The sequence below is a fragment of the Arenimonas malthae CC-JY-1 genome (assembly GCF_000747075.1).
Lineage (GTDB): Bacteria > Pseudomonadota > Gammaproteobacteria > Xanthomonadales > Xanthomonadaceae > Arenimonas > Arenimonas malthae.
Genome location: NZ_AVCH01000187.1, coordinates 1 through 21710, shown reverse-complemented (window position 1 = coordinate 21710; position 21710 = coordinate 1). Strand labels below are relative to the sequence as shown.

The 21710-nt window shown below is 69.5% G+C and carries 23 protein-coding genes and 1 riboswitch; of the genes, 4 read left to right on the top strand and 19 right to left on the bottom strand.

Translation table 11 applies throughout. From position 1 onward, the window contains the following. From rnr to N790_RS12190, 3 genes are all read left to right on the top strand, one after another. The coding region (rnr, locus tag N790_RS12200; protein WP_052385915.1) for a ribonuclease R at positions 1 to 2272 on the top strand (2272 nt) is incomplete at its 5' end. Between the two features lie 22 nt (positions 2273 to 2294). Continuing rightward, entirely contained in the window at positions 2295 to 3050 is a 756-nt protein-coding gene (rlmB, locus tag N790_RS12195) for a 23S rRNA (guanosine(2251)-2'-O)-methyltransferase RlmB (RefSeq protein WP_043804531.1), read from the top strand. After that, complete coding sequence (locus N790_RS12190; protein WP_043804529.1) at positions 3047 to 3349, top strand: CBU_0592 family membrane protein; 303 nt, start codon at positions 3047 to 3049, stop codon at positions 3347 to 3349. Before rlmB ends, N790_RS12190 begins: the two co-directional genes overlap by 4 nt. 18 nt (positions 3350 to 3367) lie before the next feature. Here the strand turns inward: N790_RS12190 and cysK are convergent, their stop codons facing one another. The 18 genes from cysK to N790_RS12100 all read right to left on the bottom strand — a co-directional run bounded on the left by cysK (position 3368) and on the right by N790_RS12100 (position 20279). Further along, positions 3368 to 4324 (bottom strand): cysteine synthase A, encoded by a 957-nt coding sequence (gene cysK / locus N790_RS12185; protein WP_043804528.1) that lies wholly within the window; start codon positions 4322 to 4324, stop codon positions 3368 to 3370. A 32-nt stretch (positions 4325 to 4356) separates the two neighbouring features. Further along, on the bottom strand, positions 4357 to 5001 hold the full coding sequence (gene rnt / locus N790_RS12180; RefSeq protein WP_052385914.1) for a ribonuclease T: 645 nt from the start codon (positions 4999 to 5001) through the stop codon (positions 4357 to 4359). 23 nt (positions 5002 to 5024) lie between these two features. After that, on the bottom strand, positions 5025 to 5516 hold the full coding sequence (locus N790_RS12175; protein ID WP_043804525.1) for an HvfX family Cu-binding RiPP maturation protein: 492 nt from the start codon (positions 5514 to 5516) through the stop codon (positions 5025 to 5027). Between the two features lie 10 nt (positions 5517 to 5526). Continuing rightward, on the bottom strand, positions 5527 to 6294 hold the full coding sequence (locus tag N790_RS12170) for an HvfC family RiPP maturation protein (protein WP_043804524.1): 768 nt from the start codon (positions 6292 to 6294) through the stop codon (positions 5527 to 5529). Next, positions 6281 to 7138: an HvfB family MNIO-type RiPP peptide maturase gene (locus N790_RS12165; protein WP_043804522.1), complete on the bottom strand. Its 858-nt coding sequence runs from the start codon at positions 7136 to 7138 to the stop codon at positions 6281 to 6283. The genes N790_RS12170 and N790_RS12165 overlap by 14 nt, the downstream gene beginning before the upstream one ends. A 7-nt stretch (positions 7139 to 7145) precedes the next feature. Continuing rightward, a complete protein-coding gene (locus N790_RS12160; protein ID WP_043804521.1) occupies positions 7146 to 7565 on the bottom strand; it encodes an HvfA family oxazolone/thioamide-modified RiPP metallophore in 420 nt (139 codons plus the stop codon). A 48-nt stretch (positions 7566 to 7613) separates the two neighbouring features. Then, entirely contained in the window at positions 7614 to 8186 is a 573-nt protein-coding gene (locus tag N790_RS12155; protein ID WP_245593787.1) for an RNA polymerase sigma factor, read from the bottom strand. Positions 8187 to 8273: 87 nt separating this feature from the next. Then, on the bottom strand, positions 8274 to 9473 hold the full coding sequence (gene arsJ / locus N790_RS12150) for an organoarsenical effux MFS transporter ArsJ (RefSeq protein WP_043804519.1): 1200 nt from the start codon (positions 9471 to 9473) through the stop codon (positions 8274 to 8276). Beyond that, entirely contained in the window at positions 9470 to 10471 is a 1002-nt protein-coding gene (locus N790_RS12145; protein ID WP_043804517.1) for an ArsJ-associated glyceraldehyde-3-phosphate dehydrogenase, read from the bottom strand. The genes arsJ and N790_RS12145 overlap by 4 nt, the downstream gene beginning before the upstream one ends. Positions 10472 to 10499: 28 nt before the next feature. Beyond that, positions 10500 to 10838, bottom strand: a complete 339-nt coding sequence (locus N790_RS12140; RefSeq protein ID WP_043804516.1) for an ArsR/SmtB family transcription factor — start codon at positions 10836 to 10838, stop codon at positions 10500 to 10502. A gap of 58 nt (positions 10839 to 10896) precedes the next feature. Then, positions 10897 to 11322 (bottom strand): OsmC family protein, encoded by a 426-nt coding sequence (locus N790_RS12135; RefSeq protein WP_084062895.1) that lies wholly within the window; start codon positions 11320 to 11322, stop codon positions 10897 to 10899. 55 nt (positions 11323 to 11377) lie between these two features. Continuing rightward, positions 11378 to 14272: an aminomethyl-transferring glycine dehydrogenase gene (gene gcvP / locus N790_RS12130; RefSeq protein ID WP_425388036.1), complete on the bottom strand. Its 2895-nt coding sequence runs from the start codon at positions 14270 to 14272 to the stop codon at positions 11378 to 11380. A gap of 40 nt (positions 14273 to 14312) precedes the next feature. After that, positions 14313 to 14405: riboswitch (glycine riboswitch) on the bottom strand. Positions 14406 to 14537: 132 nt separating this feature from the next. After that, a complete protein-coding gene (phoU, locus tag N790_RS12125; RefSeq protein ID WP_043804512.1) occupies positions 14538 to 15236 on the bottom strand; it encodes a phosphate signaling complex protein PhoU in 699 nt (232 codons plus the stop codon). 16 nt (positions 15237 to 15252) lie between these two features. After that, positions 15253 to 16074 (bottom strand): phosphate ABC transporter ATP-binding protein PstB, encoded by an 822-nt coding sequence (pstB, locus tag N790_RS12120; RefSeq protein ID WP_043804510.1) that lies wholly within the window; start codon positions 16072 to 16074, stop codon positions 15253 to 15255. Continuing rightward, positions 16067 to 16930: a phosphate ABC transporter permease PstA gene (pstA, locus tag N790_RS12115; RefSeq protein ID WP_043804509.1), complete on the bottom strand. Its 864-nt coding sequence runs from the start codon at positions 16928 to 16930 to the stop codon at positions 16067 to 16069. Before pstA ends, pstB begins: the two co-directional genes overlap by 8 nt. Next, positions 16930 to 17898, bottom strand: coding sequence for a phosphate ABC transporter permease subunit PstC (pstC, locus tag N790_RS12110; RefSeq protein WP_084062894.1), 969 nt, complete (start codon positions 17896 to 17898; stop codon positions 16930 to 16932). The genes pstA and pstC overlap by 1 nt, the downstream gene beginning before the upstream one ends. Positions 17899 to 17986: 88 nt before the next feature. Next, the gene (gene pstS / locus N790_RS12105) at positions 17987 to 18979 is read right to left on the bottom strand and encodes a phosphate ABC transporter substrate-binding protein PstS (RefSeq protein ID WP_425388037.1); all 993 of its coding nucleotides are present in this window, start codon (positions 18977 to 18979) and stop codon (positions 17987 to 17989) included. Positions 18980 to 19139: 160 nt separating this feature from the next. Further along, a complete protein-coding gene (locus N790_RS12100; protein ID WP_043804505.1) occupies positions 19140 to 20279 on the bottom strand; it encodes an OprO/OprP family phosphate-selective porin in 1140 nt (379 codons plus the stop codon). Between the two features lie 333 nt (positions 20280 to 20612). Between N790_RS12100 and N790_RS12095 the strand changes: the two genes are divergently transcribed. Continuing rightward, positions 20613 to 21464, top strand: a complete 852-nt coding sequence (locus tag N790_RS12095) for a 2OG-Fe(II) oxygenase (RefSeq protein ID WP_043804503.1) — start codon at positions 20613 to 20615, stop codon at positions 21462 to 21464. Here N790_RS12095 and N790_RS16485 read toward each other — a convergent pair. Then, on the bottom strand, positions 21465 to 21710 hold a 246-nt coding region (locus N790_RS16485), incomplete at its 5' end, for a hypothetical protein (RefSeq protein WP_043804502.1).

The following is a 21710-nucleotide window of genomic DNA, read 5'->3' as shown; positions in this document are numbered from 1 at the left end:
CGCCGCCCAGGCCGCCGCCCCGGCGCCCGCCGGCAAACCGCGCCGCGGCGCCCCGGTTCCGTTCCGCGCCGACCCGATGGCCGCGCGCGAAGCCGCCAAGTACGACAACCCCATCGCCAGCCGCGAGGCCATCGCCGACCTGCTCGGCGACAGCCCCGGCCCGCTGACGGCCGAGGAGATTTCCCGCGAGCTTGGCCTCACCGCGCCCGACCGTTTCGACGCGCTGTCGCGCCGGCTGGCGGCCATGCTGCGCGACGGCCAGCTGCTGATGAACCGCCGCGGCGGCTACGCCGTGGCGCGCAAGCTCGACCTGGTCGCCGGCACGGTCATCGCCAACCCCGACGGCTTCGGCTTCCTCAAGTGCGACGACGGCGGCGAAGACCTGTTCCTGCCGCCGGGCGAACTGCGCAAGGCGCTGCATGGCGACCGCGTGCTGGCGTCCATCACCGGCGTCGACCGCCGCGGCCGCCGCGAGGGTGCCATCGTCGAGGTGCTCGAGCACCGCCTGACGCGCCTCACCGGCCGCTATGGCGAACGCGCGCGCATCGGCATGGTGGTGCCCGACGACCGCCGCATCCTGACCGAAGTGCTCATTCCGCCCGAAGACCGCAATGGTGCGCTGGAAGGCCAGCTGGTGGTGGTCGAGGTGACCGCTCCGCCGGAAAAGGGCCGCCCGCCGATCGGCCGCATCCTGCTGGTGCTGGGCGACCGCCTGACGCCCTCGCTGGTGGTGCAGGCAGCCATCCACGGCCACGACCTGCCGCATGAATTCCCGCGCGAGGCGCTGGCCGAGGCCGCGCTGGTGCCGGTGGAAGTCCCCGCGGACGAAACCCGCGACCGCGTCGACCTGCGCAAGGTGCCCCTGGTCACCATCGACGGCGAGGACGCCAAGGACTTCGACGACGCCGTCTGGTGCGAGCCGAACGCCGAGGGCTTCCGCCTCATCGTGGCCATCGCCGACGTTTCGCACTACGTGCGTCCCGGCACGGCGCTGGACGACGAGGCGATCAAGCGCGCCACGTCGGTGTACTTCCCCGGCTTCGTGGTGCCCATGCTGCCCGAGACGCTGTCGAACGGCATCTGCTCGCTGATGCCCAAGGTCGAGCGCATGTGCTTCGCCTGCGACATGCAGGTGGATTTCGACGGCAACGTCATCCGCTCGAAGTTCTACGAGGCGGTGATGCGCTCGCACGCGCGCCTGACCTACACCCAGGTCTGGAAGGCCGTGGGCGAGGCCGACACCGACGCCGGCCAGGAGGCCGTGGCCCAGGTCGGTTCGCTGATGCCGCAGGTGCAGCGCCTGCACCAGCTGTACAAGGTGCTGGCCAAGGCGCGCAACCGCCGCGGCGCCATCGAGTTCGAGTCGGGCGAAGTGCGCTTCGTGCTCGACAACAAGGGCGAGGTGGTGCAGGCCGGCATGCTCGAGCGCAACGACGCGCACAAGCTGATCGAGGAATGCATGATCGCCGCCAACGTGGAGGCGGCGAAGTTCGTCACCTCCAAGCAGGTGCCGGCGCCATTCCGCGTGCACCCGCGCCCGCCCGAGGCCAAGTACGCCGACCTGCTGGAGTACCTGTCCGAGTTCGGCCTGAGCCTGCCGCCCTGGGGCCGGGTGCAGCCGCGCGACTTCACCCAGCTGCTGCGCAAGATCCGCGTGCGCCCGGACGCGCCGCTGCTGGAAACCGTGCTGCTGCGCTCGCAGAGCCTGGCCGTGTACCAGACCGACAACCTGGGCCACTTCGGCCTGGCGCTGGAGGCCTACGCCCACTTCACCTCGCCCATCCGCCGCTACCCCGACCTGCTGCTGCACCGCTCGATCAAGCACGCGCTGCTGCACGGCGACCCGGACGGCTACCGCTACTCGGCCAAGGAAATGTCGGCCCTGTCGCTGCACTGCTCCGAGATGGAGCGCCGCGCCGACGAGGTGGAGCGCGAGGTGGACGAGCGCTACCGCAGCGCCTGGATGGAAAAACACGTCGGCGACGAGTTCGACGGCGTGGTCAGCGGCGTCACCAACTTCGGCCTGTTCGTCGAGCTGGCCGGTTCCAAGGTCAACGGCCTGGTGCACGTGACCCAGCTGCCGCACGACTACTACCATTTCGACCCGCTGCGGCGCAGCCTGGCCGGCGAACGCACCGGCCTGAAGTTCCGCCTCGGCGACCCGGTGCGGGTGCTGGTGCTCAAGGCCAGCGTCGAGGACAAGCGCATTGATTTCAGGCTGGTGGTGCCGGAAGGCGCGCCGAAGAAAAAGAAGAAGGCCTGGGCCGAGTGAGCCCGGCGAGGGAACCGAACGCATGAGCAGCAAGAAGGACAACTGGGTCGCCGGCATCAACGCGGTGGCCTCGGCGCTGGAACACGACCTCGAGCACGTGCGTGAAGTGCTGCTCGAGGCCGGCGCCAAGAACCCGCGCATCACCGAGATCGAGGAAACCGCCCGCCGGCGCGACGTGCCGGTGCGGCGCATCCCGCTGCAGTCGCTGGAAGGCATCGCCGGCGGCTTGCGCCACCAGGGCGCGATCGCGCGCTACGAGGCGGCCAAGCCCACCGACGAGAAGGAGCTGCCGCGCCTGGTGGAAGAGGCCGGCGGCAAGGCCCTGGTGCTGGTGCTCGACGGCGTGCAGGACCCGCACAACCTCGGCGCCTGCCTGCGCACCGCGGCGGCGGCGGGCGTCACGGCCGTGGTGATTCCCAAGGACAAGGCGGCGCCGATCAACGCCACCGTGCGCAAGACGTCGGCGGGCGCGGCCGACCGCATCCCGGTGGTCAGCGTCACCAACCTGGCGCGCACGCTGCGCGCGCTGCAGGAAATGGGCGTGTGGATCTACGGCCTCGAAGGCGAAGCCACGACGCCCATCCACGCCATCGACCTCACCGGCAACATCGCGCTGGTGATGGGCGGCGAAGGCGAGGGCATGCGCCGACTCACCCGCGAGCACTGCGACGGGCTGGTGAAGATCCCGATGCCGGGCGATATGGAAAGCCTCAACGTCTCGGTGGCCACCGGCGTGGCGCTGTTCGAGGCGGTGCGCCAGCGCGGGGCCAAGCCGTGAGCCTGCAGTGGTACGACTTCGTCGGCCTGGCCGGCGTGGGTTTCGTGCTGGTGTCGTTTTTCCTGCTGCAGGCGGGCAAGCTGCAGGGCGACGCACTGGGCTACCAGCTGGCGAACCTGTTCGGCGCCGTCTTCATCCTGGTGTCCATCTTCGGGCCGGGGCCGGATTTCCGCGACGTCATCTCGACCACCATCATGCAGCTGGCCTGGATCGCCATCAGCCTCTACGGCCTCTGGCGCGGCCTGAAGGCCCGCGCCGCGCGCTTCCGGCGGCCGCGCGATGGCGGCGGTTCCTCCTGACAGCGCGGACCAGCAGCCTCAACCCAGCGAGGCGAGCCACTCGTCGTCCGAGCCTTCGTTGATGCCTTCGAAGAGGAAGGTGCTGAGGTAGCGTTCGCCGGTGTCGGGGATCATGGCCAGCACCACGCTGCCGGGCTCCAGCGTCTTCGCCACTTCCAGCGCCGCGGCGAAGGTGCCGCCGCCGGAGATGCCGCAGAAGATGCCTTCCTGCATGGCCAGCGCCCGCGCCGTGTCGCGCGACAGCACGTCGCCCACCGGCACGATCAGGTCGTAGATGCCGCGGTTGAGCACCGCCGGGATGAAGTCCGGCGTCCAGCCCTGGATCTTGTGCGGCTGCCAGTCCTTGCCCGACAGCAGCGCCGCGCCCTCGGGTTCGGTGGCGGCGATCTTCAGGTCGGGGCGCGCGAGCTTCAGCACTTCGCCCGCGCCGGTCATCGTGCCACCCGTGCCGTAGCCGGTGACGAACCAGTCCAGCCGCTTGCCGGCGAAATCGCGCAGGATCTCCGGGCCGGTGGTGGCGCGGTGCCAGGCCGGGTTGGCCGGGTTCTCGAACTGCCGGGCCAGGAAGGCGCCGTGTTTTTCCGCGAATTCGCGCGCGCGCTTCACCATGCCGCTGCCACGCTCGGCCGCCGGCGTCAGGATGACTTTCGCGCCCAGCGCGCGCATCAGCTTGCGGCGCTCCACCGAGAAGGTCTCGGTCATGAAGGCCACGAACGGGTAACCGCGCGCCGCGCACACCATGGCCAGCGCCACGCCGGTGTTGCCCGACGTGGCCTCGACCACCATCTGCCCGGGCTTGAGCGTGCCCGAGGCCTCGGCGTCGAGGATGATGGCCGTGGCCAGCCGGTCCTTCACCGAGGACATCGGGTTGAAGTACTCGAGCTTGGCGTACATCGTGACGCCTTCCGGCGCCAGGCGGTTGATGCGGACGATCGGCGTGTCGCCGACGGTGCCGAGGATGCTGTTGTGGATCATCGCGTACTCCCGGGGGGTGGGGGAACGAACGCTCAGTCCTGGTGCGCGGCGGCGAGGTCGCTTTCCGAAAACTGGCGCCAGCGGTTGAGCACCGCGCAGAACAGCTGCGCCGTGCGCTCGGTGTCGTACACCGCCGAGTGCGCCTGGTCGCCATCCCATGGCAGTCCGGCCGCCTGCACCGCGCGGCTGAGCACGGTCTGGCCATAGGCCATGCCCGCTAGCGTAACGGTATCGAAGGTGCTGAAGGGGTGGAACGGGTTGCGTTTGTGTCCCACCCGCGTCACCGCAGCGTTCAGGAAACCGAGGTCGAAGTGGGCGTTGTGGCCCACCAGGATGGCGCGCTGGCAGCCGTTGCGCTTCACCGCGGCCCGCACCTTGGCGAACACGTGGTCCAGCGCCTCGCGCTCGGGCAGGGCGCCGCGCAGCAGGCTGTCGAGGCGGATGCCGGTGACTTCCAGCGAACGCGGGTCGATTTCGCTGCCCGGGTAGGGTTCGACGTGGCTGCTGACCGTTTCGCCGGGCACGTAATAACCGTCGCCGTCGAGTTCGATGGGTACCGCGGCGATCTCGAGCAGGGCATGGCGGGTGCAGTCGAAACCGCCGGTCTCCACGTCGACCACCACGGGCAGGAAGCCGCGGAATCGTTCGGCCATGCGCGGCAGGGGGGCGTTTTCCATGCCACGCAGGATACCACCCCGCCTCAGCGGGCCAGCAGCGCGTCCAGGCTCAGGCGGCCGGGGCCACGCAGGGCCAGCGGCAGCAGCATGGCCAGGAACAGCAGTGGCAGCTTGAAGTTGCCGAAGCCGCGGTCGGTGACGGCATAGCCGCGCGCCAGTTCCGACAGCGTGTCCCAGTCGGCCGGCCAGTGCACCGACGCGATGGCCACCACGGTCACGCCCATCAGCACGAAGGCGAAGAATCGCGTGCCCAGGCCCAGCAGCAGCGCCACCGCGCCGATGAGTTCGGCCCAGGTGGCCAGCGTCCAGTTCAGGTCCGCGGGCAGCAGGTGCAGGGGTGCAGGAAACTTGTGCGCGATGGCGCCGAACCAGTTCTCGCCCTGCAGCTTGGCCAGGCCGGCTTCCCAGAATTCCCAGGCCAGCAGCAGGCGCAGGCCCAGCGGCGCCAGCCAGACGCCGGCAACATCCAGCCGCTCGCCGAGCGCCTGGCAGCGCCCGATCAGTGTCGAAACCATGGTGTTCTCCTCAGGTGGGGCGTGAACCCAGCAGCACGCCGCTGTCGCGCAGCTGCGCGAGCATGGCCTGGCCCTGGGCGATGAAACCGGGAAGGTCGGTGGCGCCGGCTTCGGCGGCGAGCGCGTGCAGCTGTTCGCGGCCGGTGGTGTCCGGGAATTCCGACAGGCGTTGCAGCAGGCGGAACGTGAGCGGGCTGAGTTCGTTGAAGCGCACCTTGTATGCGGCGTCGCGCTGCACCAGCAGCAGCGTGGGCAAGGCCGGCGGCTCGGTGGGCTGGTGCTCCGGCGAGAGGCGGTGCACCGGCCAGGCGTAGGCCAGCGGCCAGGCCAGGGGCGAGGGCACCGGCACGCCGTCCAGCAGGTCGCCGGCGGGGTCGTGCGGCTCGTCGTGGGTGCTGGCTTCGCTCAGGTCCAGCGCCAGCTCCACCCATTCGTAGTGCGCCAGTTCCACCAGCCAGGGCGCGTCGCCGAGGCCGGCTTCGGCGCGCTCCTGCAGGTACTGGATGAATTCGCGCGGCAGCTCCGGGAACAGCGGCGTGGAGCAGCGGTAGTCGCGGTAGAAGTCGCGCACCAGCGCATGCCAGGGTTCGGCGCCGAGGATCTTGCGGATGACCGGGAAGTTGCCTGCCAGCAGCGACTGCACGCTGTTGTAGAACAGGTCGCGGTAGACCTTCAGCCGCCGCTCCTCGATGCCCGGCGGAGGCGGGGCGCCGGCCGGGTCGCGCAGGTGCGCGGCCAGCGTGAACTGCTGGGCGCGCAGGCGCTCAGGCGCGGGCATGGCGGGCCTCCGCCGGCGCGTGCCGCGCCAGCACGGCGCGCACCTGGGCCACTTCCGCCACCAGCTCGGCGTAGGGCGGGAAGTTGAAGTCGCGCTCCAGCAACGCGGGGCGCGGGCCGAACAGCGTGCTGGCCTGGTCGAGCAGGGCGAACACGCCGGGTTTCACCGGCGCGCCGTGGGTGTCCACCTTCAGGTCGTCGGCCTCGTCGTAGTGGCCGGCGATGTGGAAATAGGCGATGCGCCCGCCCGGCAGGCGGCGCAGGAAATCATGCGGGTCGTAACGGTGGTTGATGGCGTTGACGAAGACGTTGTTCACGTCCAGCAGCAGGTCGCAGTCGGCCTCGGCCAGCACCGCGTTGACGAAATCGATTTCCGCCATGGACTGGTACGGCGCGGCGTAGTAGGAAATGTTCTCCACCGCGATGCGGCGGCCCAGCGCGTCCTGCACCTGGCGGATGCGGCCGGCGACGTGGTGCACGGCTTCCTCGGTGAAGGGAATGGGCATCAGGTCGTAGAGCTGGCCGTCGTCGCTGCAGTAGCTCAGGTGTTCGCTGAACACCGGGACCCGGTGTTCGTCCAGGAAACGGCGCAGTTTCAGCAGGTAGGTGTCGTCGAAGGGTTCGACCGCGCCCAGCGACAGCGACAGCCCGTGGCACACCAGCGGGTGCCGCGAGGACAGCTCGCGCAGCGCGGCGCCGTAACGGCCGCCGACGCCGATCCAGTTGTCGGGCGCGCATTCGAGGAAGTCGAAGTCGCCCGGCGCAGCGGCCTGCAGCGGACCCAGCAGGGCCCGCCGCAGGCCGAGGCCGGCGGCCATCGGCGACAGTTGGCGCGTGGCCGTCATCGCGTGCTCAGCCGTTGCCGCCGCACTTGCCTTCGCCGCACTTGCCTTCGTGGCCGGCCTTGTCCTCGCCCTCGGCCGCGCCTTCGCTGCCGCACTTGCCTTCGCCACACTTGCCTTCGCCGCACTTGCCTTCCTCGGCCTTGCCCTCGGCGCCGCACTTGCCCTCTTCGGCCTTGCCTTCGGCGCCGCACTTGCCTTCGCCGCACTTGCCCTCTTCGGCCTTGTCGCCGGTGGCTTCACCGGCGGCGCCAGCGCTGCCGCACTTGCCTTCGCCGCACTTGCCTTCTTCGCCCTTGTGGTCGCTGGCGGCCACCAGGTAACCCTGGGCCAGGCCGGTCATCGCGAAGGCGGAATTGGCCAGGGCCATCGAGCCGAGCATGACGGCGCCGGCGGCCAGGACGACGGGTTTCAGGGTTTTCTTGGACATCTGGGTTGCTCCCTAGGTTTGCTTCAATGGTGCGGGTCGCCCCGCGGGTCAATCGTGAAGGTATTCGCGGGCCAGCGCACGCGCCCGGTGCAAGCGGGCCTTGGCGGCTTCGCGGGTGATGCCCAGCCGGCCGGCGAGTTCGCCGATGGTCAGGCCCTCGAGGTCGCGCAGCAGCACGATCTCGCGGTAGTGCGCCGGCAGCGATTGCATCGCCGCGGCCAGGTCGCGGGCGAGGCCGCGGTGTTCGGTCGTGCAGGGCGCCGCGATGTCCTCGGTGACCGGCTCATGGCGCAGCCCGCGCCACGCGCGCTTGAGGCGGTTGCACTCGCGCTTGACGATGCGGAACAGCCAGGAGGCGAAGGATTCGAGCTGGCGCAGGTCGGCCAGCCGGCGCGAGGCGGTGAACAGCGATTCCTGCACCGCGTCCTCGACGTCGTTCACCACGCAGTGGTGCTCGGCGTAGCGGCGCAGGTCCTGGCGCGAACGGCCGAGCACGCGCTCGAGCGCCGGGCGGTCGCCGGCGCGGGCCGCCTCGAGGTCCTGGGTCCAGTCCAGCGCTTGCGACATGGGGATGGTCGACTCCACGGGGTCGAGCATGGCCGGGAATGGCCTTGCCGTCATGTCCCCTAAGTGTCCCCGAAGGGGCCGTTGGATTCGCCGTCGGAGTGCCGGATTTATTCCCGGTTCAGGAAAATCGCCCCGCCAGGCTCAGGCCGCCGCGTGCCGGGGCAGGGCCAGGGACACCAGCGCAGCCAGCGCCACGAACGCCGCCGACACCGCCAGGCAGGCCGGCAGCCCCCAGGCCTGGTAGATCGCGCCCGACAGCACCGTGCCCAGCAGCCGGCCGCCGGCGTTGGCCATGTAATAGAAGCCCACGTCCAGCGACACGCCGTCCTCCCGCGCATAGCTGACGATCAGGTAGCTGTGCAGGGCCGAGTTGAGCGCGAACAGCACGCCGAAGGCCAGCAGCCCCGCCACCAGCACCGCCTGTGCCGGCCAGCCGGCCCACAGCGCCGCCGCCAGGCCGGCCGTCAGCGCCGCCAGCGGCAGCGCCCAGCCGAAGGCCGCGCGGCCGTCCGGCACCGGGCCGCTGCGCAGGCCGGTGATGGCCGGCGCCAGCGCCTGCACCGCGCCGTAGCCGATGATCCACAGCGCCAGGAAGGCGCCGATGCCGGCGTGGCCCCAGCCAAGCTGGTCGGCCAGGAACACTGGCAGCGCCACCACGAACCACACGTCGCGCGCGCCGAACAGGAACAGGCGCGCCGCCGACAACCGGTTGATCGCGGCGCTCTTGGACAGCAGGTCGCGGAACTTCGGCTTGGCCTTGGCCTTGCCCAGGTCGGCCTTCAGCCACGCCAGGCTGCCCAACCACACCAGCGCCAGCGCGCCGGCCATGGCCAGCACCGCGCCGTCGAAACCCAGCCCGGCCAGCAGCAGCGCGCCCAGGAAAAACCCGAGGCCCTTGAGTGCGTTCTTCGAGCCGGTCAGCAGCGCGACCCAGCGGTACAGGCGCGCCTGTTCGCCTGCGGGCACCAGCAGCTTGAGGCTGCCCTTGGCGCTCATCTTGTTCAGGTCCTTGGCGATGCCGCTCAGCGCCTGCGCCGCCATGACCCAGGGCACGGTGAGCAGGGCCGCCGGCACCGCCAGCATGGCCAGGGCGCCCACCTGCAGCACCAGGCCCAGGTTCATCGTGCGGTTCAGGCCCAGGCGCGCGCCCAGCCAGCCGCCGACGAGGTTGGTGACCACGCCGAAGATTTCGTAGAACAGGAACAGCATCGCCACCTGCAGCGGCGTGTAGCCCAGCTGGTGGAAATGCAGCACCACCAGCATGCGCAGCGCGCCGTCGGTGAGGGTGAAGGCCCAGTAGTTGCCGGTGACCAGCAGGTACTGGCGGACCGCGCTGTTCACGCGCGGCCGACCTTGCGCGCCAGTTCGACGGTGCGGTTGGCGTAGCCCCATTCGTTGTCGTACCAGGCGAACACCTTCACCTGGGTGCCGGCGACGACCATCGTGAAGGGCCCGTCGACGATGGCGCTGCGCGGGTCGGTGCGGTAGTCGATCGACACCAGCGGCCGCGTCTCGAAGCCCAGGATGCCCTTGAGCGGGCCGTCGGCCGCCGCCTTGAGCAGGGCGTTCACTTCCTCGACGGTGGTCTCGCGCTTCACCTCGAACACCGCGTCGGTGAGCGAGGCGTTGGCCAGCGGCACGCGCACGGCGTGGCCGTTCAGGCGGCCCTTGAGCTCGGGGAAGATCTCGGTGATGGCGGTGGCCGAGCCGGTGGTGGTGGGGATCAGGCTCATGCCGCAGGCGCGGGCGCGGCGCAGGTCCTTGTGCGGTTGGTCAAGGATGGACTGCGTGTTGGTGAGGTCGTGCACCGTGGTGATGGAACCATGGCGGATGCCCAGGCCTTCGTGGATGACCTTCACGATCGGCGCCAGGCAGTTGGTGGTGCAGCTGGCGGCAGTGACGATGCGGTGCGCGGCCGGGTCGAACAGGTGGTCGTTGACGCCCATCACCACGTTCAGCACGCCGGCTTCCTTCACCGGCGCGGTGACGACGACGCGCTTCACGCCCTGGTCGAGGTAGGCCTGCAGCGCGGCGGTGGTCTTCATCTTGCCGCTGGCTTCGATGACCACGTCGCAGCCCGACCAGTCGGTGTCGGCGATGGCCTTGTTGCGCGTCACCGGGATGCGCTGGCCGTCGATGAGCATGGCGTCGCCGTCGTGCGTGGCCTCGTGCGCCCAGCGCCCGTGCACGGAATCGAAATTCAGCAGGTGGGCGAGGGTGGTCGCGTCGCCGGCCGGGTCGTTGACGTGCACGAACCGCACGTCGTTCGCGCCGAAGGCGGCGCGCAGCGCCAGGCGGCCGATGCGGCCGAAACCGTTGATGCCGATCTTGAGGCTCATGTCTGTCGGGGATCCGTGGAGGAGAGGGTCAGCAGCAGGCTTGTTTGGACGGGCCGGGGGCCGGCGGCAGGCACCGGGCCGGGTCGCCGCCGCAGCAGGTGTCGGTGAGGTAGGCCACCAGGCCGCGCACGGTGTCGACCTCGGCGCGGTAGCGGATGTGCCGGCCCTGGGGCTCCGGCCGGATCAGGCCGGCCTGCTGCAGCGCCTTGAGGTGGAAGGACTGGGTGGTGGCGGGCAGGCCGAGCTGGTCGGCGATTTCCCCGGCGAAGGCGCCTTCCGGGCCGCGCTCAAGCAACCATCGGTAGATGGCCAGCCGGTGCGGCTGGGCCAGGGCCGAGAGGGCGGCGAGGGCGGCGGTCGTGTCCATGTTTCCAGAATAGTGGAAGCGTGTGACGCTTCCAAGACAGCCACGACCCGCCCGCGACTCAGGCCTTGCGGCGCAGTTCGCCGGCCAGGTCGGTGCCGGGCGCGACGGTGTTGAAGACGGTGCCGTACTTGCGCACGTTCTCGTGCAGCAGGGCCAGGCGGTGGTCGGACTCGTCGGTGTCCACGACGATCTCGTAGCGGATCGACTCAAGTTTCGGCGGCACGTCCTGGCGCACGCCCTCCACCCGCACTTCCACCCCGCGCAGTTCGAAGCGCAGGATCGGCACCACCCGCTCGATGCCCTTGATCATGCAGGCCGACAGCGCGGCCAGCAGCAGCTCGGCCGGGTTGAAGGCGTCGCGGCGGCCGGCCAGGTCGGTGTCGAGCACCAGCCGCGCGTCCTTGCAGTCGGCGGTGGAGCCATGCGCGTCGACGCGGCGCGCCTGGACCAGGAAGCTGAGCTTCGGTTTCGGGGACGTGGCCATCATCGCTCCTCCGTGGAAGTCCGCCGGGGCCCCTGGGGCCCCGGCGGAAGGTGGTTCAGGCGTCCGCGGCTTCCTTGTAGGCATCCACCGGGATGCAGGCGCACATCACGTTCTTGTCGCCGTAGACGTTGTCCACGCGCGCCACCGGCGGCCAGTACTTGGCCTGGCGCAGGCTGGCGAGCGGGAACGCCGCCAGCTCGCGCGGGTAGGCGTGGGTCCATTCGCTGGCCGACACCTTGGTGGCGGTGTGCGGGGCGTTCTTGAGCGGGTTGTCCTCGCGATCGAGCTTGCCTTCCTCGATGGCGCGGATCTCGTCGCGGATCTGGATCATGGCGTCAATGAAACGATCCAGCTCGTGCTGCGATTCGCTTTCCGTCGGCTCCACCATCAGCGTGCCCGAGACCGGGAAGCTGAGCGTGGGGGCGTGGAAGCCGAAGTCGATCAGGCGCTTGGCCACGTCCTCGGCGCCGACGCCGGTGGCGTCCTTGAGCGGGCGCAGGTCGAGGATGCACTCGTGCGCCACCAGGCCGTTGCGGCCGGTATAGAGCGTCTTGTAGTGCGGCGCCAGCCGCTTCGCGATGTAGTTGGCGTTGAGCAGGGCCACCTGGGTGGCGCGGCGCAGGCCTTCGGCGCCCATCATCACGACGTACATCCAGCTGATCGGCAGGATCGAGGCCGAGCCGAAGGTGGCCGCCGACACCATGCCCACGTCGCCCTCGCCGCCGAAGGCCTTGGGCAGGAACGGCGCCAGGTGCGACTTGACCGCGCAGGGGCCCACGCCGGGGCCGCCGCCGCCGTGCGGGATGCAGAAGGTCTTGTGCAGGTTCAGGTGGCTGACGTCCGAGCCCCACTTGCCGGGCTTGGCCACGCCGACCAGCGCGTTCATGTTGGCGCCGTCGGTGTACACCTGGCCGCCGTGCGCATGCACGATGTCGCAGATCTCGACGATGTCCTCCTCGAACACGCCGTGCGTGGACGGGTAGGTGACCATCAGCGCGGCGAGGCGGTCGGAGTACTTCTCGGCGTTGCGGCGGATGTCCTCGACGTCGACGTTGCCGTTGGCGTCGGTCTTGGTGACCACCACGGTCATGCCGCACATCTGCGCCGAGGCCGGGTTGGTGCCGTGCGCCGAATCCGGGATCAGGCAGATGTCGCGGTGCGCCTCGCCGCGGCTGCGGTGGTAGGCGCGGATGGCCAGCAGGCCGGCGTATTCACCCTGGGCGCCGGAGTTCGGCTGCAGGCTGACGGCGTCGTAGCCGGTGCACTCGACCAGCATGGCCTCGAGCGACTCGATCAGCTCGCGGTAGCCGGCGGCCTGTTCCGGCGGCGCCAGCGGGTGGATGTTGGCGAACTCGGGCCAGGTCACCGGGATCATCTCGGCGGTGGCGTTGAGCTTCATGGTGCAGCTGCCCAGCGGGATCATGGTGCGATCCATCGCCAGGTCCTTGTCGGCGAGCGAACGCATGTAGCGAAGCAGCTCGTGCTCGCTGTGGTGGGTGTTGAACACCGGGTGCTGCAGGTACTTCGAGGTGCGGCGCAGCGAGTCCGGGATGAGTTCCGGCGCGGTGGCGTCGAGCGCGTCCACGGACGGCAGCGCGGCCTCGTCGGACGGCGCGAAGATGCGCCACAGCAGGGCGACGTCCTCGCGGGTGGTGGTTTCGTCGAGCGAGATGCAGAGCGAACCGTCGCCGCGCACGCGCAGGTTGGCGCGGTGCGCCCGGGCGCGCGCCAGGATGCGTTCGCCGGCCTGGCCCGCGTCGATGCACAGGGTGTCGAAGGCGGTGGCATGCACCACCGAGTGGCCCAGTTCGCGCAGGCCGGCGGCCAGGATGGCGGTCAGGCGGGTGACGCGACGGGCGATGCGCGCCAGGCCCTCGGGGCCGTGGTAGACGGCGTACATCGAGGCCATCACCGCCAGCAGCACCTGCGCGGTGCAGATGTTGGACGTGGCCTTCTCGCGTCGGATGTGCTGCTCGCGGGTCTGCAGGGTGAGGCGGTAGGCCGGCTTGCCCTCGGCGTCGATGGAGACGCCGATCAGGCGGCCCGGCATCGAGCGCTTGAAGGCGTCCTTGCAGGCCATGAAGGCCGCGTGCGGGCCGCCGAAGCCGAAGGGCACGCCGAAGCGCTGGGTATTGCCGACCACGATGTCGGCGCCCATCTCGCCCGGCGGCTTGAGCAGGGTCAGGGCCAGCAGGTCGGTGGCGACCACGAACAGGGCGTTGTGCGAGTGGATGACCTCGGCGTCGCGGCTCCAGTCCTCGATCCAGCCGCTGGAGGCCGGGTACTGCACCAGCACGCCGAAGTAGTCGCCCTTGGCGAGCGCGGCGTGGAAGGCGTCGGTGGAGCGCACGATGTCCAGGGCGATGCCCAGCGGCTCGGCGCGGGTGCGCAGCACTTCGATGGTCTGCGGGTGGGTGTCGCCGGCCACCAGGAAGGTGTTGGACCTGGACTTGGCCGAGCGCTTGGCCAGGGTCATGGCCTCGGCCGCCGCGGTGCCCTCGTCGAGCAGGGAGGCGTTGGCGATCTCCATGCCGGTGAGGTCGGCGCACAGGGTCTGGAAGTTGATCAGCGCTTCCATGCGGCCCTGGGAGATCTCCGCCTGGTAGGGCGTGTAGGCCGTGTACCAGGCCGGGTTCTCCAGGATGTTGCGCAGGATGACGTTCGGCGTGTGGGTACCGTAGTAGCCCTGGCCGATGAAGCTGCGGAAGACCTGGTTCTTGCCGGCGATGTCGCGGATCTTGGCGATGGCCTCGACCTCGGTGACCGGGGCGGGCAGGGCCAGCGGGGCGGCCGACTTGATGCTGGCCGGCACGATGGCGTCGGTCAGGGCGTCGAGCGAGTCGTGGCCGACCACGCGCAGCATGTGCGCGATTTCGGCGTCGTTGGGGCCGATGTGGCGTTCGAGGAAGGCGTCGTGGTGCTCGAGCTGGCGCAGGCTGTCGCGATTCATGGCGGATCCGGACATGGGAAGGGACCGTGCAAGCCGCACGGGGCGCCCCTCTGTCCTTTTGCCTGAGAGTTTTGGGCGTGTTGCCCATGCCCCTTCGGCGCCGGCTGGTTCCGGTCTCTCCAGAGTCGCTCGCGTGATGCGGTTCCGGGTCCTGAGCGATTACGGGCGTTACGCCTTCGGCGCTGGCTTACGCCAGCCTCTCCCGCACCACGCATCGAGCCCCCCCATTCTACCCGAAGCCCCCGGGGGTGGGGGCGTGAAGCCCCTACTGGCTGGTCAGGTCGGCCTTCTGGCGCTCGTCCGCCGGCGGCTCGCCGTGGACCAGGAACCAGGTGTTTTCGGCGATGTTGGTGGCGTGGTCGCCGATGCGCTCGATGTTCTTGGCCGCGAACAGCAGGTGGGTGCAGGCCGTGATCTGGCGGGGGTCCTCGGCCATGTAGGTCAGCAGTTCGCGGAACAGGCCGGTGTATTCGGCGTCCAGCTCCACGTCGCGGCTGCGCACGGCCATGGCCTTGTCGGCGTCGCGCAGGCGGTAGGCCTCGAGCGCCTCGGCCACCAGGCCGTTGGCCAGCTTGGCCAGGGCCGGCAGGCCGCGGGCGGCCGAGACCGGCGCCGACTGGTTGAGCACCATGCTGCGCTTGGCCACGTTGGCGGCGTAGTCGCCGATGCGCTCGATGTCGGCCGAGATGCGCAGGGCCGCGTAGACCTCGCGCAGGTCGCGCGCCATTGGCTGGCGCAGGGCCAGCAGGCGCAGCACGTCATGGCTGACTTCATGCTCGAGCGCGTCGATGGCGTCGTCGTTGGCGACCACGCGCATGGCGGCCTGGCTGTCGCGGCGCTGGAGCACGTCGATGGCGGCGTCGAGCTGGGCCACGGCGATCTGGCCCATGCGCTGGATTTCGCCGTCGAGGCGCTTGAGCTCGCTGTCGTAGCTCTTGACGATGTGGTCGTGGGTCGGGCTCATCGCGATGTCCTCGTGCTCAGCCGAAGCGGCCGGTGATGTAGTCTTCGGTCTGCTGCTTGGTCGGCTTGGTGAAGATGGTGGTGGTCGGGCCGTGCTCGATCAGTTCGCCCAGGTACATGAAGGCGGTGAAGTCGGAGCAGCGGGCCGCCTGCTGCATGTTGTGGGTCACGATCAGGATCGTGAACTGTTGCTTGAGCTCGGCGAAGAGCTGCTCGATCTTGCCGGTGGCGATCGGGTCGAGCGCCGAAGTGGGTTCGTCGAACAGGATCACCTGCGGCTTCAGGGCCACCGCGCGGGCGATGCACAGGCGCTGCTGCTGGCCGCCGGACAGGCCCAGGGCGCTCTGCTTGAGCTTGTCCTTGACCTCGTCCCACAGCGCCGCCTGGCGCAGGGCCTCCTCGACGCGGTCGGCCATGTCGGCCTTCGACAGCTTCTCGTAGTGGCCGATGCCGTAGGCGATGTTGTCGAAGATCGACATCGGGAACGGCACCGGCTTCTGGAACACCATGCCGATCTTCGAGCGCAGGCGGTTGAGCGGGTACTTCGGGTCGAGCACGTTCTCGCCGTCGAGCAGCACCTCGCCGGTGGCGCGCTGGCCCGGGTAGATCGAGTAGATGCGGTTGAAGATGCGCAGCAGGGTGGACTTGCCGCAGCCCGAGGGACCGATCAGCGCGGTCACCTTGTTCTCGGGCACGTCGAAGCTGATGTCCCTGAGCGCGGTGAAGTCGCCGTAGTGGAAGGCCAGGTTGCGCGCGGCGAGCTTGACCCGCGACGGCTCGGCCGCGCCGGCGGCGGCCTGCGGGACGGCGGTGGCGAAGGTGATCGGGGCGTCAGTCATGGTGGGTCTTCTTGCGCAGCAGGAGGGTGCGTGCGACCAGGCTGACGGCCAGCACGAACAGGGTGATCAGGAAGGCGCCGGCCCAGGCCAGCTGGTTCCAGTACTCGAAGGGGCTCATGGCGAACTGGAAGATGGTGACCGGCAGGTTCGGCATGGCGCCGGACATGTCGGTGTTCCAGTACTGGTTGTTGAAGGCGGTGAACAGCAGCGGCGCGGTCTCGCCGCTGATGCGCGCCAGCGCCAGCAGCACGCCGGTGAGGATGCCGGGAAGCGCCGCGCGGTAGAGGATCTGCGTGGTCACCTTCCACTGCGGGATGCCCAGCGACAGGGCCGCCTCGCGCATCTGGCTGGGCACCAGGCGCAGCATCTCGTCGGTGGTGCGCACCACCACCGGCAGCACGATGAAGGCCATGGCCACCGAGCCCGCGTAGCCGGAGAACGAACCGGTCGGCCGCACCACCAGGGTGTAAACGAACAGGCCCAGCACGATCGACGGCGCCGAGAGCAGGATGTCGTTGACGAAGCGGATCACCTCGCCGATCTTGCGCGACCGCGCGTATTCGGCCAGGAAGGTGCCGGCGGCGATGCCCACGGGCGCGCCCAGGCAGATCGCGAGCGTGCTGAGCATCAGCGAGCCGACGATGGCGTTCTTCAGGCCACCGGTGTCCTGGCCCGGCGGCGGGGTCATCTCGGTGAACAGCGACAGGCTCATCGCGTCCACGCCCTTGCTGATCGTGACCCAGAGGATCCACACCAGCCAGAACAGGCCGAACAGGGTGGCGGCGCCGGAAAGCACCAGCGACGCCGCGTTCACCAGCCGGCGGCGGAAATACAGGCGGTCGGCGATGGAGGCCATCAGTTGCCCTCCCGCTTGGCCAGGCGCATCAGCATGAGCTTGGCGATGGCCAGCACCACGAAGGTGACGATGAACAGCACGAAGCCCAGCGCCAGCAGCGCCGACTGGTACATCGGCGTGGTCGCCTCGGCGAATTCGTTGGCGATGGACGCGGCGATCGAGTTGCCCGGCATCAGCAGCGAGGCGTTGATCTGGTGCGAGTTGCCCAGCACGAAGGTCACGGCCATGGTTTCGCCCAGGGCGCGGCCCATGCCCAGGAAGATGCCGCCGATCACCGCCGAACGGGTGTAGGGCAGCACGATGTCCCACACCACCTCGGTGGTGGTGGAGCCGAGCGCGTAGGCCGATTCCTTCAGGCGGTTGGGCACGGTCATGAACACGTCGCGCATGACCGAGGAAATGAAGGGGATGACCATGATCGCCAGCACGATGCCGGCGGTCAGCATGCCGATGCCCAGCGGCGGGCCGGCGAACAGCTGGCCGACGAAGGGCAGGGTGCCCAGCTTCTCGTCGACCCAGGGATAGACGTTGTCGGCCAGGAAGGGCGCCAGCACGAACAGGCCCCACATGCCGTAGATTATGGACGGGATGCCCGCCAGCAGCTCGATGGCCATGCCCAGCGGCTGGCGGATCCAGGCCGGGGCGACCTCGGTGAGGAACAGCGCGATGCCGAAGCTCACCGGCACGGCGATGATCATGGCGATGATGGTGCTCACCACGGTGCCGTAGATGGCCACCAGGGCGCCGTATTCCTCGGTGACCGGGTTCCATTCCGTGGAAGTGAGGAAGCCCAGGCCGAACTCTTCGAAGGCCTCGCGGCCGCCCCAGAACATCGACAGGGCCGCCAGGCCCAGCGCGATCAGGACGAACCAGCCGGCCAGGGTGACCAGGTTGCGGAAGGCCCAGTCGCCGAACGCATCCAGGCGGTGCGATCGTTCGGGGGCGGGCGGGGCGGAAGCGGTTTGCATTCGCGGCGCTCTTTTACTGGGGCCTGTCTAGTGAAGAAGCCCGCGCGCCCTCGGGGGGCGCGCGGGCCGGTGCGGCTCGGCGCTTACCTTACTTGAAGTTCGCGGCCCAGTAAGCCTTGATCTGCGCGACCAGCTCGTCCGGCAGCGGCACGTAGCCGAGCTGGGTGGCGGAGGCGTCGCCCTTCTCGTAGACCCAGGCGAAGAACTCGCGGGCCTGCTTGTTGCCCTCGGCGTTCTTGGGCTGCTTGGACATCAGGATGAAGTTGGTGGCGGCGATCGGCCAGGAGTCCTTGCCCGGGGCGTTGGTGACGACCAGGTAGAAGTCCTTCGAAGTGGCCCACTCGGCGCTGGCCGCGGCGGCCTGGATCGAGGCGTTGCTGGCCTGCACGTAGTTGCCCGCGGCGTTCTTCATCGAGGCGTACGGCACCTTGTTGGTCAGCGCGTAGGACAGCTCGATGTAGCCGATGGCGCCCTTGATCTGCTTCACGTAGGCGGTCACGCCCTCGTTGCCCTTGCCGCCCACGCCGGTCGGCCAGCGCACCGAGGTGCCTTCGCCAACCTTGGACTGCCACTCCGGCGACACCTTGGACAGGTAGTTCACGAAGTTGAAGGTGGTGCCGGAGCCGTCCGAGCGGTGCACGACGGTGATGCGCTGGTTCGGCAGGGCCAGGCCCGGGTTCAGGGCGGCGATGGCCGGGTCGTTCCAGGCCTTGATCTTGCCCAGGTAGATGTCGGCCAGGGTCTTGCCGTCGAGCTTGAGCTGGTTGGCGGCGATGCCCGGGATGTTGTAGGCCGGCACGATGCCGCCCATCACGGACGGGAACTGCACCAGGTTCGAGGCGGCCAGGTCTTCCGGCTTCAGCGGGGCGTCGGACGAACCGAAGTCCACGGTGTTGGCCTTCATCTGGGCGATGCCGCCGCCCGAGCCGATGGACTGGTAGTTGATGCGGTGGCCGGTTTCGGCGTTGTAGTCGGCCGACCACTTGGACATGGTCGGGAACACGAAGGTGGCGCCGGCGCCGGTGATGTCGGCGGCCTGGGCCTGGGTGCCGAGGACGGCGGCCACCGCCAGCACGGCGATGCGGGACTTGTTCTTGAGGGAGCTAAACACGGTCGACTCCTTGGGATTCGGGGAGGGGGAAGGGCGGTCCCTTGCCCCTGATGTCAATGATTTATGACGAATGTGACAGCGGGGTTACATGGTCACGCGGGGCCCGCCGGGGCCGGCCCCGCGTTCAGGTTCACCAGAAGAAGGAGGCGCGGGCCTCGACGATGTTCGGGTCGTCGCTGATGCCGCGGCGCTGGGAATCGACCGCCACGTAGTTCAGGGCGAACTTGAAGTTCGAGCGCCAGTACCAGTTCACGCCGGCGGTCCAGGAGTCCATCTGGCCGCCCAGCACGCTGCCGTCGTCGAGGTCGATGGTGTCGTAGCGCAGGCCCAGCTGCCACATGCCGCTGGCCGGGGCGTCCGGGATGGCGGTGGTGATGACGCCGTTCTTGTAGCCCCAGGTCTCGCCGGTGACGTTCCACAGGCCCGAGACGTACCAGCTGTCGCCGGAGAAGTCGCCGGCGGCGGCATAGCGGTCCACGGTGGACTGCATGTACTCGGCCTGCACCTTCACCGGGCCCTCGACCCAGATGCCTTCCAGGCCCAGGGTGCGCTGGCGGTCGCTGGCGACCAGGTTGCCGGTGTCCACCAGGCGAACGGTGGCCAGGTCGGCCTGCGGGCGGGTGCGCAGGCGGATGGCGTCGGCGTCGGTGTCGTAGTCCACGGCCGACAGGCCCAGGTGCACGAGCTTGCCGGTCTCGTTCACCGGCGCCCAGGTGAAGCGGCCGCCGTAGCCGCTGCCGTGGGCCAGGTTGCGGGTGAGCTCGCGGCCGAACACGCTGCCGGTCAGGGTCCAGGTGTCGCCGGCGGTGGCCAGCTGCACGCCGAGGCGGCGGGCCACGCCGAAGGTGTTGGTCACCATGGCCTTGGAGATGAAGTCGTTGTTCTTGGTGCTCGACAGCTCTTCGAGGCTGTTGGGCTGCTTGTACTGGCCGGCGGTCAGGCTGGTGACGCCGCTGAAGCGGTACTGGATGTTGTTGTCGAGGTACTTGTCGGCCTTGGCGTCGTAGCCCACGACCCAGTTGAACATGCCCGGGCCCTTGCCCTTGACCACGATCTCGGCGCGGCGCATCTCGAACTCGCTGTCGTCGCCGTTGATGCCGTTGCCGTTGAGGTCGGCCACGTCGTTGTCGAACCAGTTGGCGTCGGCCTGCATCAGGCCTTCGAGGGAAACCTCCGAGCCGCCGATCACGTCGAAGGTGATCTCGGCGAAGGCCGGGGTGGAGAGCGCGCCCAGCAGGGCAACGGTCAGGAGCTTGCGTGAAAGATTCATGGCACGGGCCTTGTCGGTTGGGCGGCTCCGGGCGGGGACGTCCGCCGGATGGGCGCAATCTAGGAAGGGTCTGTGACGGGGAAATGACAAAAAGTCAGTTTCGTGTCCCCCGGGTGTCGTTCAGGTTGCGGTTAGGTGTCAGGCGCCGCCCCGCCAAGTCATTGCCGCGAAAGGATTCATGGGCTGCAACGCCTTGTCGCGAAGCCGGCGGCCATCTGGCCGTCATGAAACCAACACCGCGCCCTCATCTTTGTTGCGGCGCCGTCGCCGGGCTGTCTCCGGGCTGTCATCTGCGCTTTCCAGACTGGCCCGGAACCCTTCCGAGGCCCCGCCATGCCCGCTCCCGACATCCCGCCGGCCCTGCGCCAGTGGATCATCGACCAGGCCCGCCAGGGCCAGCCGCCCGCCACCGTGGTGCAGGCCATGCTGGCCCGGGGCTGGCAGGAAGAGCAGGCGGTGGACGCGGTGCAGGAGGTGCTGCACGGCTACCTCGTGGAGCACGCGCGCGAACACGGCCTGCCCGAACCCACCGCGGTGCCCGAGCCCATGGAACGCGGCGGCCCGCACCTGCTCGATGGCGGCGACCGCCGGGTGCCGGTGCTCGCGAGCCTGCTGCATCCGCGCGTGGTGGTGCTGGGCAGCGTGCTTTCGGACGAGGAGTGCGACGAACTCGTGGCGCTGGCCCGCCAGCGCCTGGCGCGCAGCGAGACCTTCCTGCTCGAGGAGGGCGTGAGCCAGGTGCACGAAGGCCGCACCAGCGAAGGCATGTTCTTCCTGCGGGGGGAAAACGAGCTGTGCCGACGCATCGAGGCGCGGCTGGCGGCGCTGTGCCAGTGGCCGGTGGAAAACGGCGAGGGCCTGCAGGTGCTGCGCTACGGCCCCGGCGCCGAATACAAGCCGCACTTCGACTATTTCGATCCGGCGAAACCCGGCACGCGCGGCATCCTGCAGCGCGGCGGCCAGCGCGTGGCGACGGTGGTGATGTACCTCAACACGCCGGCGCGCGGCGGCGAGACCACCTTCCCCGAGGCGAAGTTCGACGTGGCGCCGGTGAAGGGCAACGCGGTGTTCTTCAGCTACGACCGGCCGCACCCCATGACCGGCACCCTGCACGGCGGCGCGCCGGTGATCGAGGGCGAGAAGTGGGTGGCCACCAAGTGGCTTCGGCTGGGCGCCTACACCTGATCAGAAGCGCAGTTCGGCCTCTACGCCGGCGTCGCCCGCCGACAGCGACACGCCGCGCGGGCCGGCGCCGGCGAGGCGCTGCTGTTCGATCCAGGCGAAGAGCAGGTCCGGCGCGGACGGGCCCAGGGTGAGGCGCGCCTGGCCGTCGGCGTCGTTCCGGGCTTCGCGCACGGTCAGGCCCAGCGCCCGCGCACTTTCGGCCAGGGCTTCGGCACGCGGGCGCGGCGCCTGCGCGGACGCGGCCGG

Excerpts from the sequence above, each read along its gene's own strand:
- rlmB (WP_043804531.1), top strand. The coding sequence starts at position 2,295 with ATGAGCAGCAAGAAGGACAACTGGGTCGCCGGCATCAACGCGGTGGCC.
- cysK (WP_043804528.1), bottom strand. The coding sequence starts at position 4,324 with ATGATCCACAACAGCATCCTCGGCACCGTCGGCGACACGCCGATCGTC.
- rnt (WP_052385914.1), bottom strand. The coding sequence starts at position 5,001 with ATGGAAAACGCCCCCCTGCCGCGCATGGCCGAACGATTCCGCGGCTTC.
- N790_RS12175 (WP_043804525.1), bottom strand. The coding sequence starts at position 5,516 with ATGGTTTCGACACTGATCGGGCGCTGCCAGGCGCTCGGCGAGCGGCTG.
- N790_RS12170 (WP_043804524.1), bottom strand. The coding sequence starts at position 6,294 with ATGCCCGCGCCTGAGCGCCTGCGCGCCCAGCAGTTCACGCTGGCCGCG.
- N790_RS12165 (WP_043804522.1), bottom strand. The coding sequence starts at position 7,138 with ATGACGGCCACGCGCCAACTGTCGCCGATGGCCGCCGGCCTCGGCCTG.
- N790_RS12160 (WP_043804521.1), bottom strand. The coding sequence starts at position 7,565 with ATGTCCAAGAAAACCCTGAAACCCGTCGTCCTGGCCGCCGGCGCCGTC.
- N790_RS12155 (WP_245593787.1), bottom strand. The coding sequence starts at position 8,186 with ATGACGGCAAGGCCATTCCCGGCCATGCTCGACCCCGTGGAGTCGACC.
- N790_RS12145 (WP_043804517.1), bottom strand. The coding sequence starts at position 10,471 with ATGAGCCTCAAGATCGGCATCAACGGTTTCGGCCGCATCGGCCGCCTG.
- N790_RS12140 (WP_043804516.1), bottom strand. The coding sequence starts at position 10,838 with ATGGACACGACCGCCGCCCTCGCCGCCCTCTCGGCCCTGGCCCAGCCG.
- N790_RS12135 (WP_084062895.1), bottom strand. The coding sequence starts at position 11,322 with ATGGCCACGTCCCCGAAACCGAAGCTCAGCTTCCTGGTCCAGGCGCGC.
- gcvP (WP_425388036.1), bottom strand. The coding sequence starts at position 14,272 with ATGAATCGCGACAGCCTGCGCCAGCTCGAGCACCACGACGCCTTCCTC.
- phoU (WP_043804512.1), bottom strand. The coding sequence starts at position 15,236 with ATGAGCCCGACCCACGACCACATCGTCAAGAGCTACGACAGCGAGCTC.
- pstB (WP_043804510.1), bottom strand. The coding sequence starts at position 16,074 with ATGACTGACGCCCCGATCACCTTCGCCACCGCCGTCCCGCAGGCCGCC.
- pstA (WP_043804509.1), bottom strand. The coding sequence starts at position 16,930 with ATGGCCTCCATCGCCGACCGCCTGTATTTCCGCCGCCGGCTGGTGAAC.
- pstC (WP_084062894.1), bottom strand. The coding sequence starts at position 17,898 with ATGCAAACCGCTTCCGCCCCGCCCGCCCCCGAACGATCGCACCGCCTG.
- N790_RS12100 (WP_043804505.1), bottom strand. The coding sequence starts at position 20,279 with ATGAATCTTTCACGCAAGCTCCTGACCGTTGCCCTGCTGGGCGCGCTC.
- N790_RS12095 (WP_043804503.1), top strand. The coding sequence starts at position 20,613 with ATGCCCGCTCCCGACATCCCGCCGGCCCTGCGCCAGTGGATCATCGAC.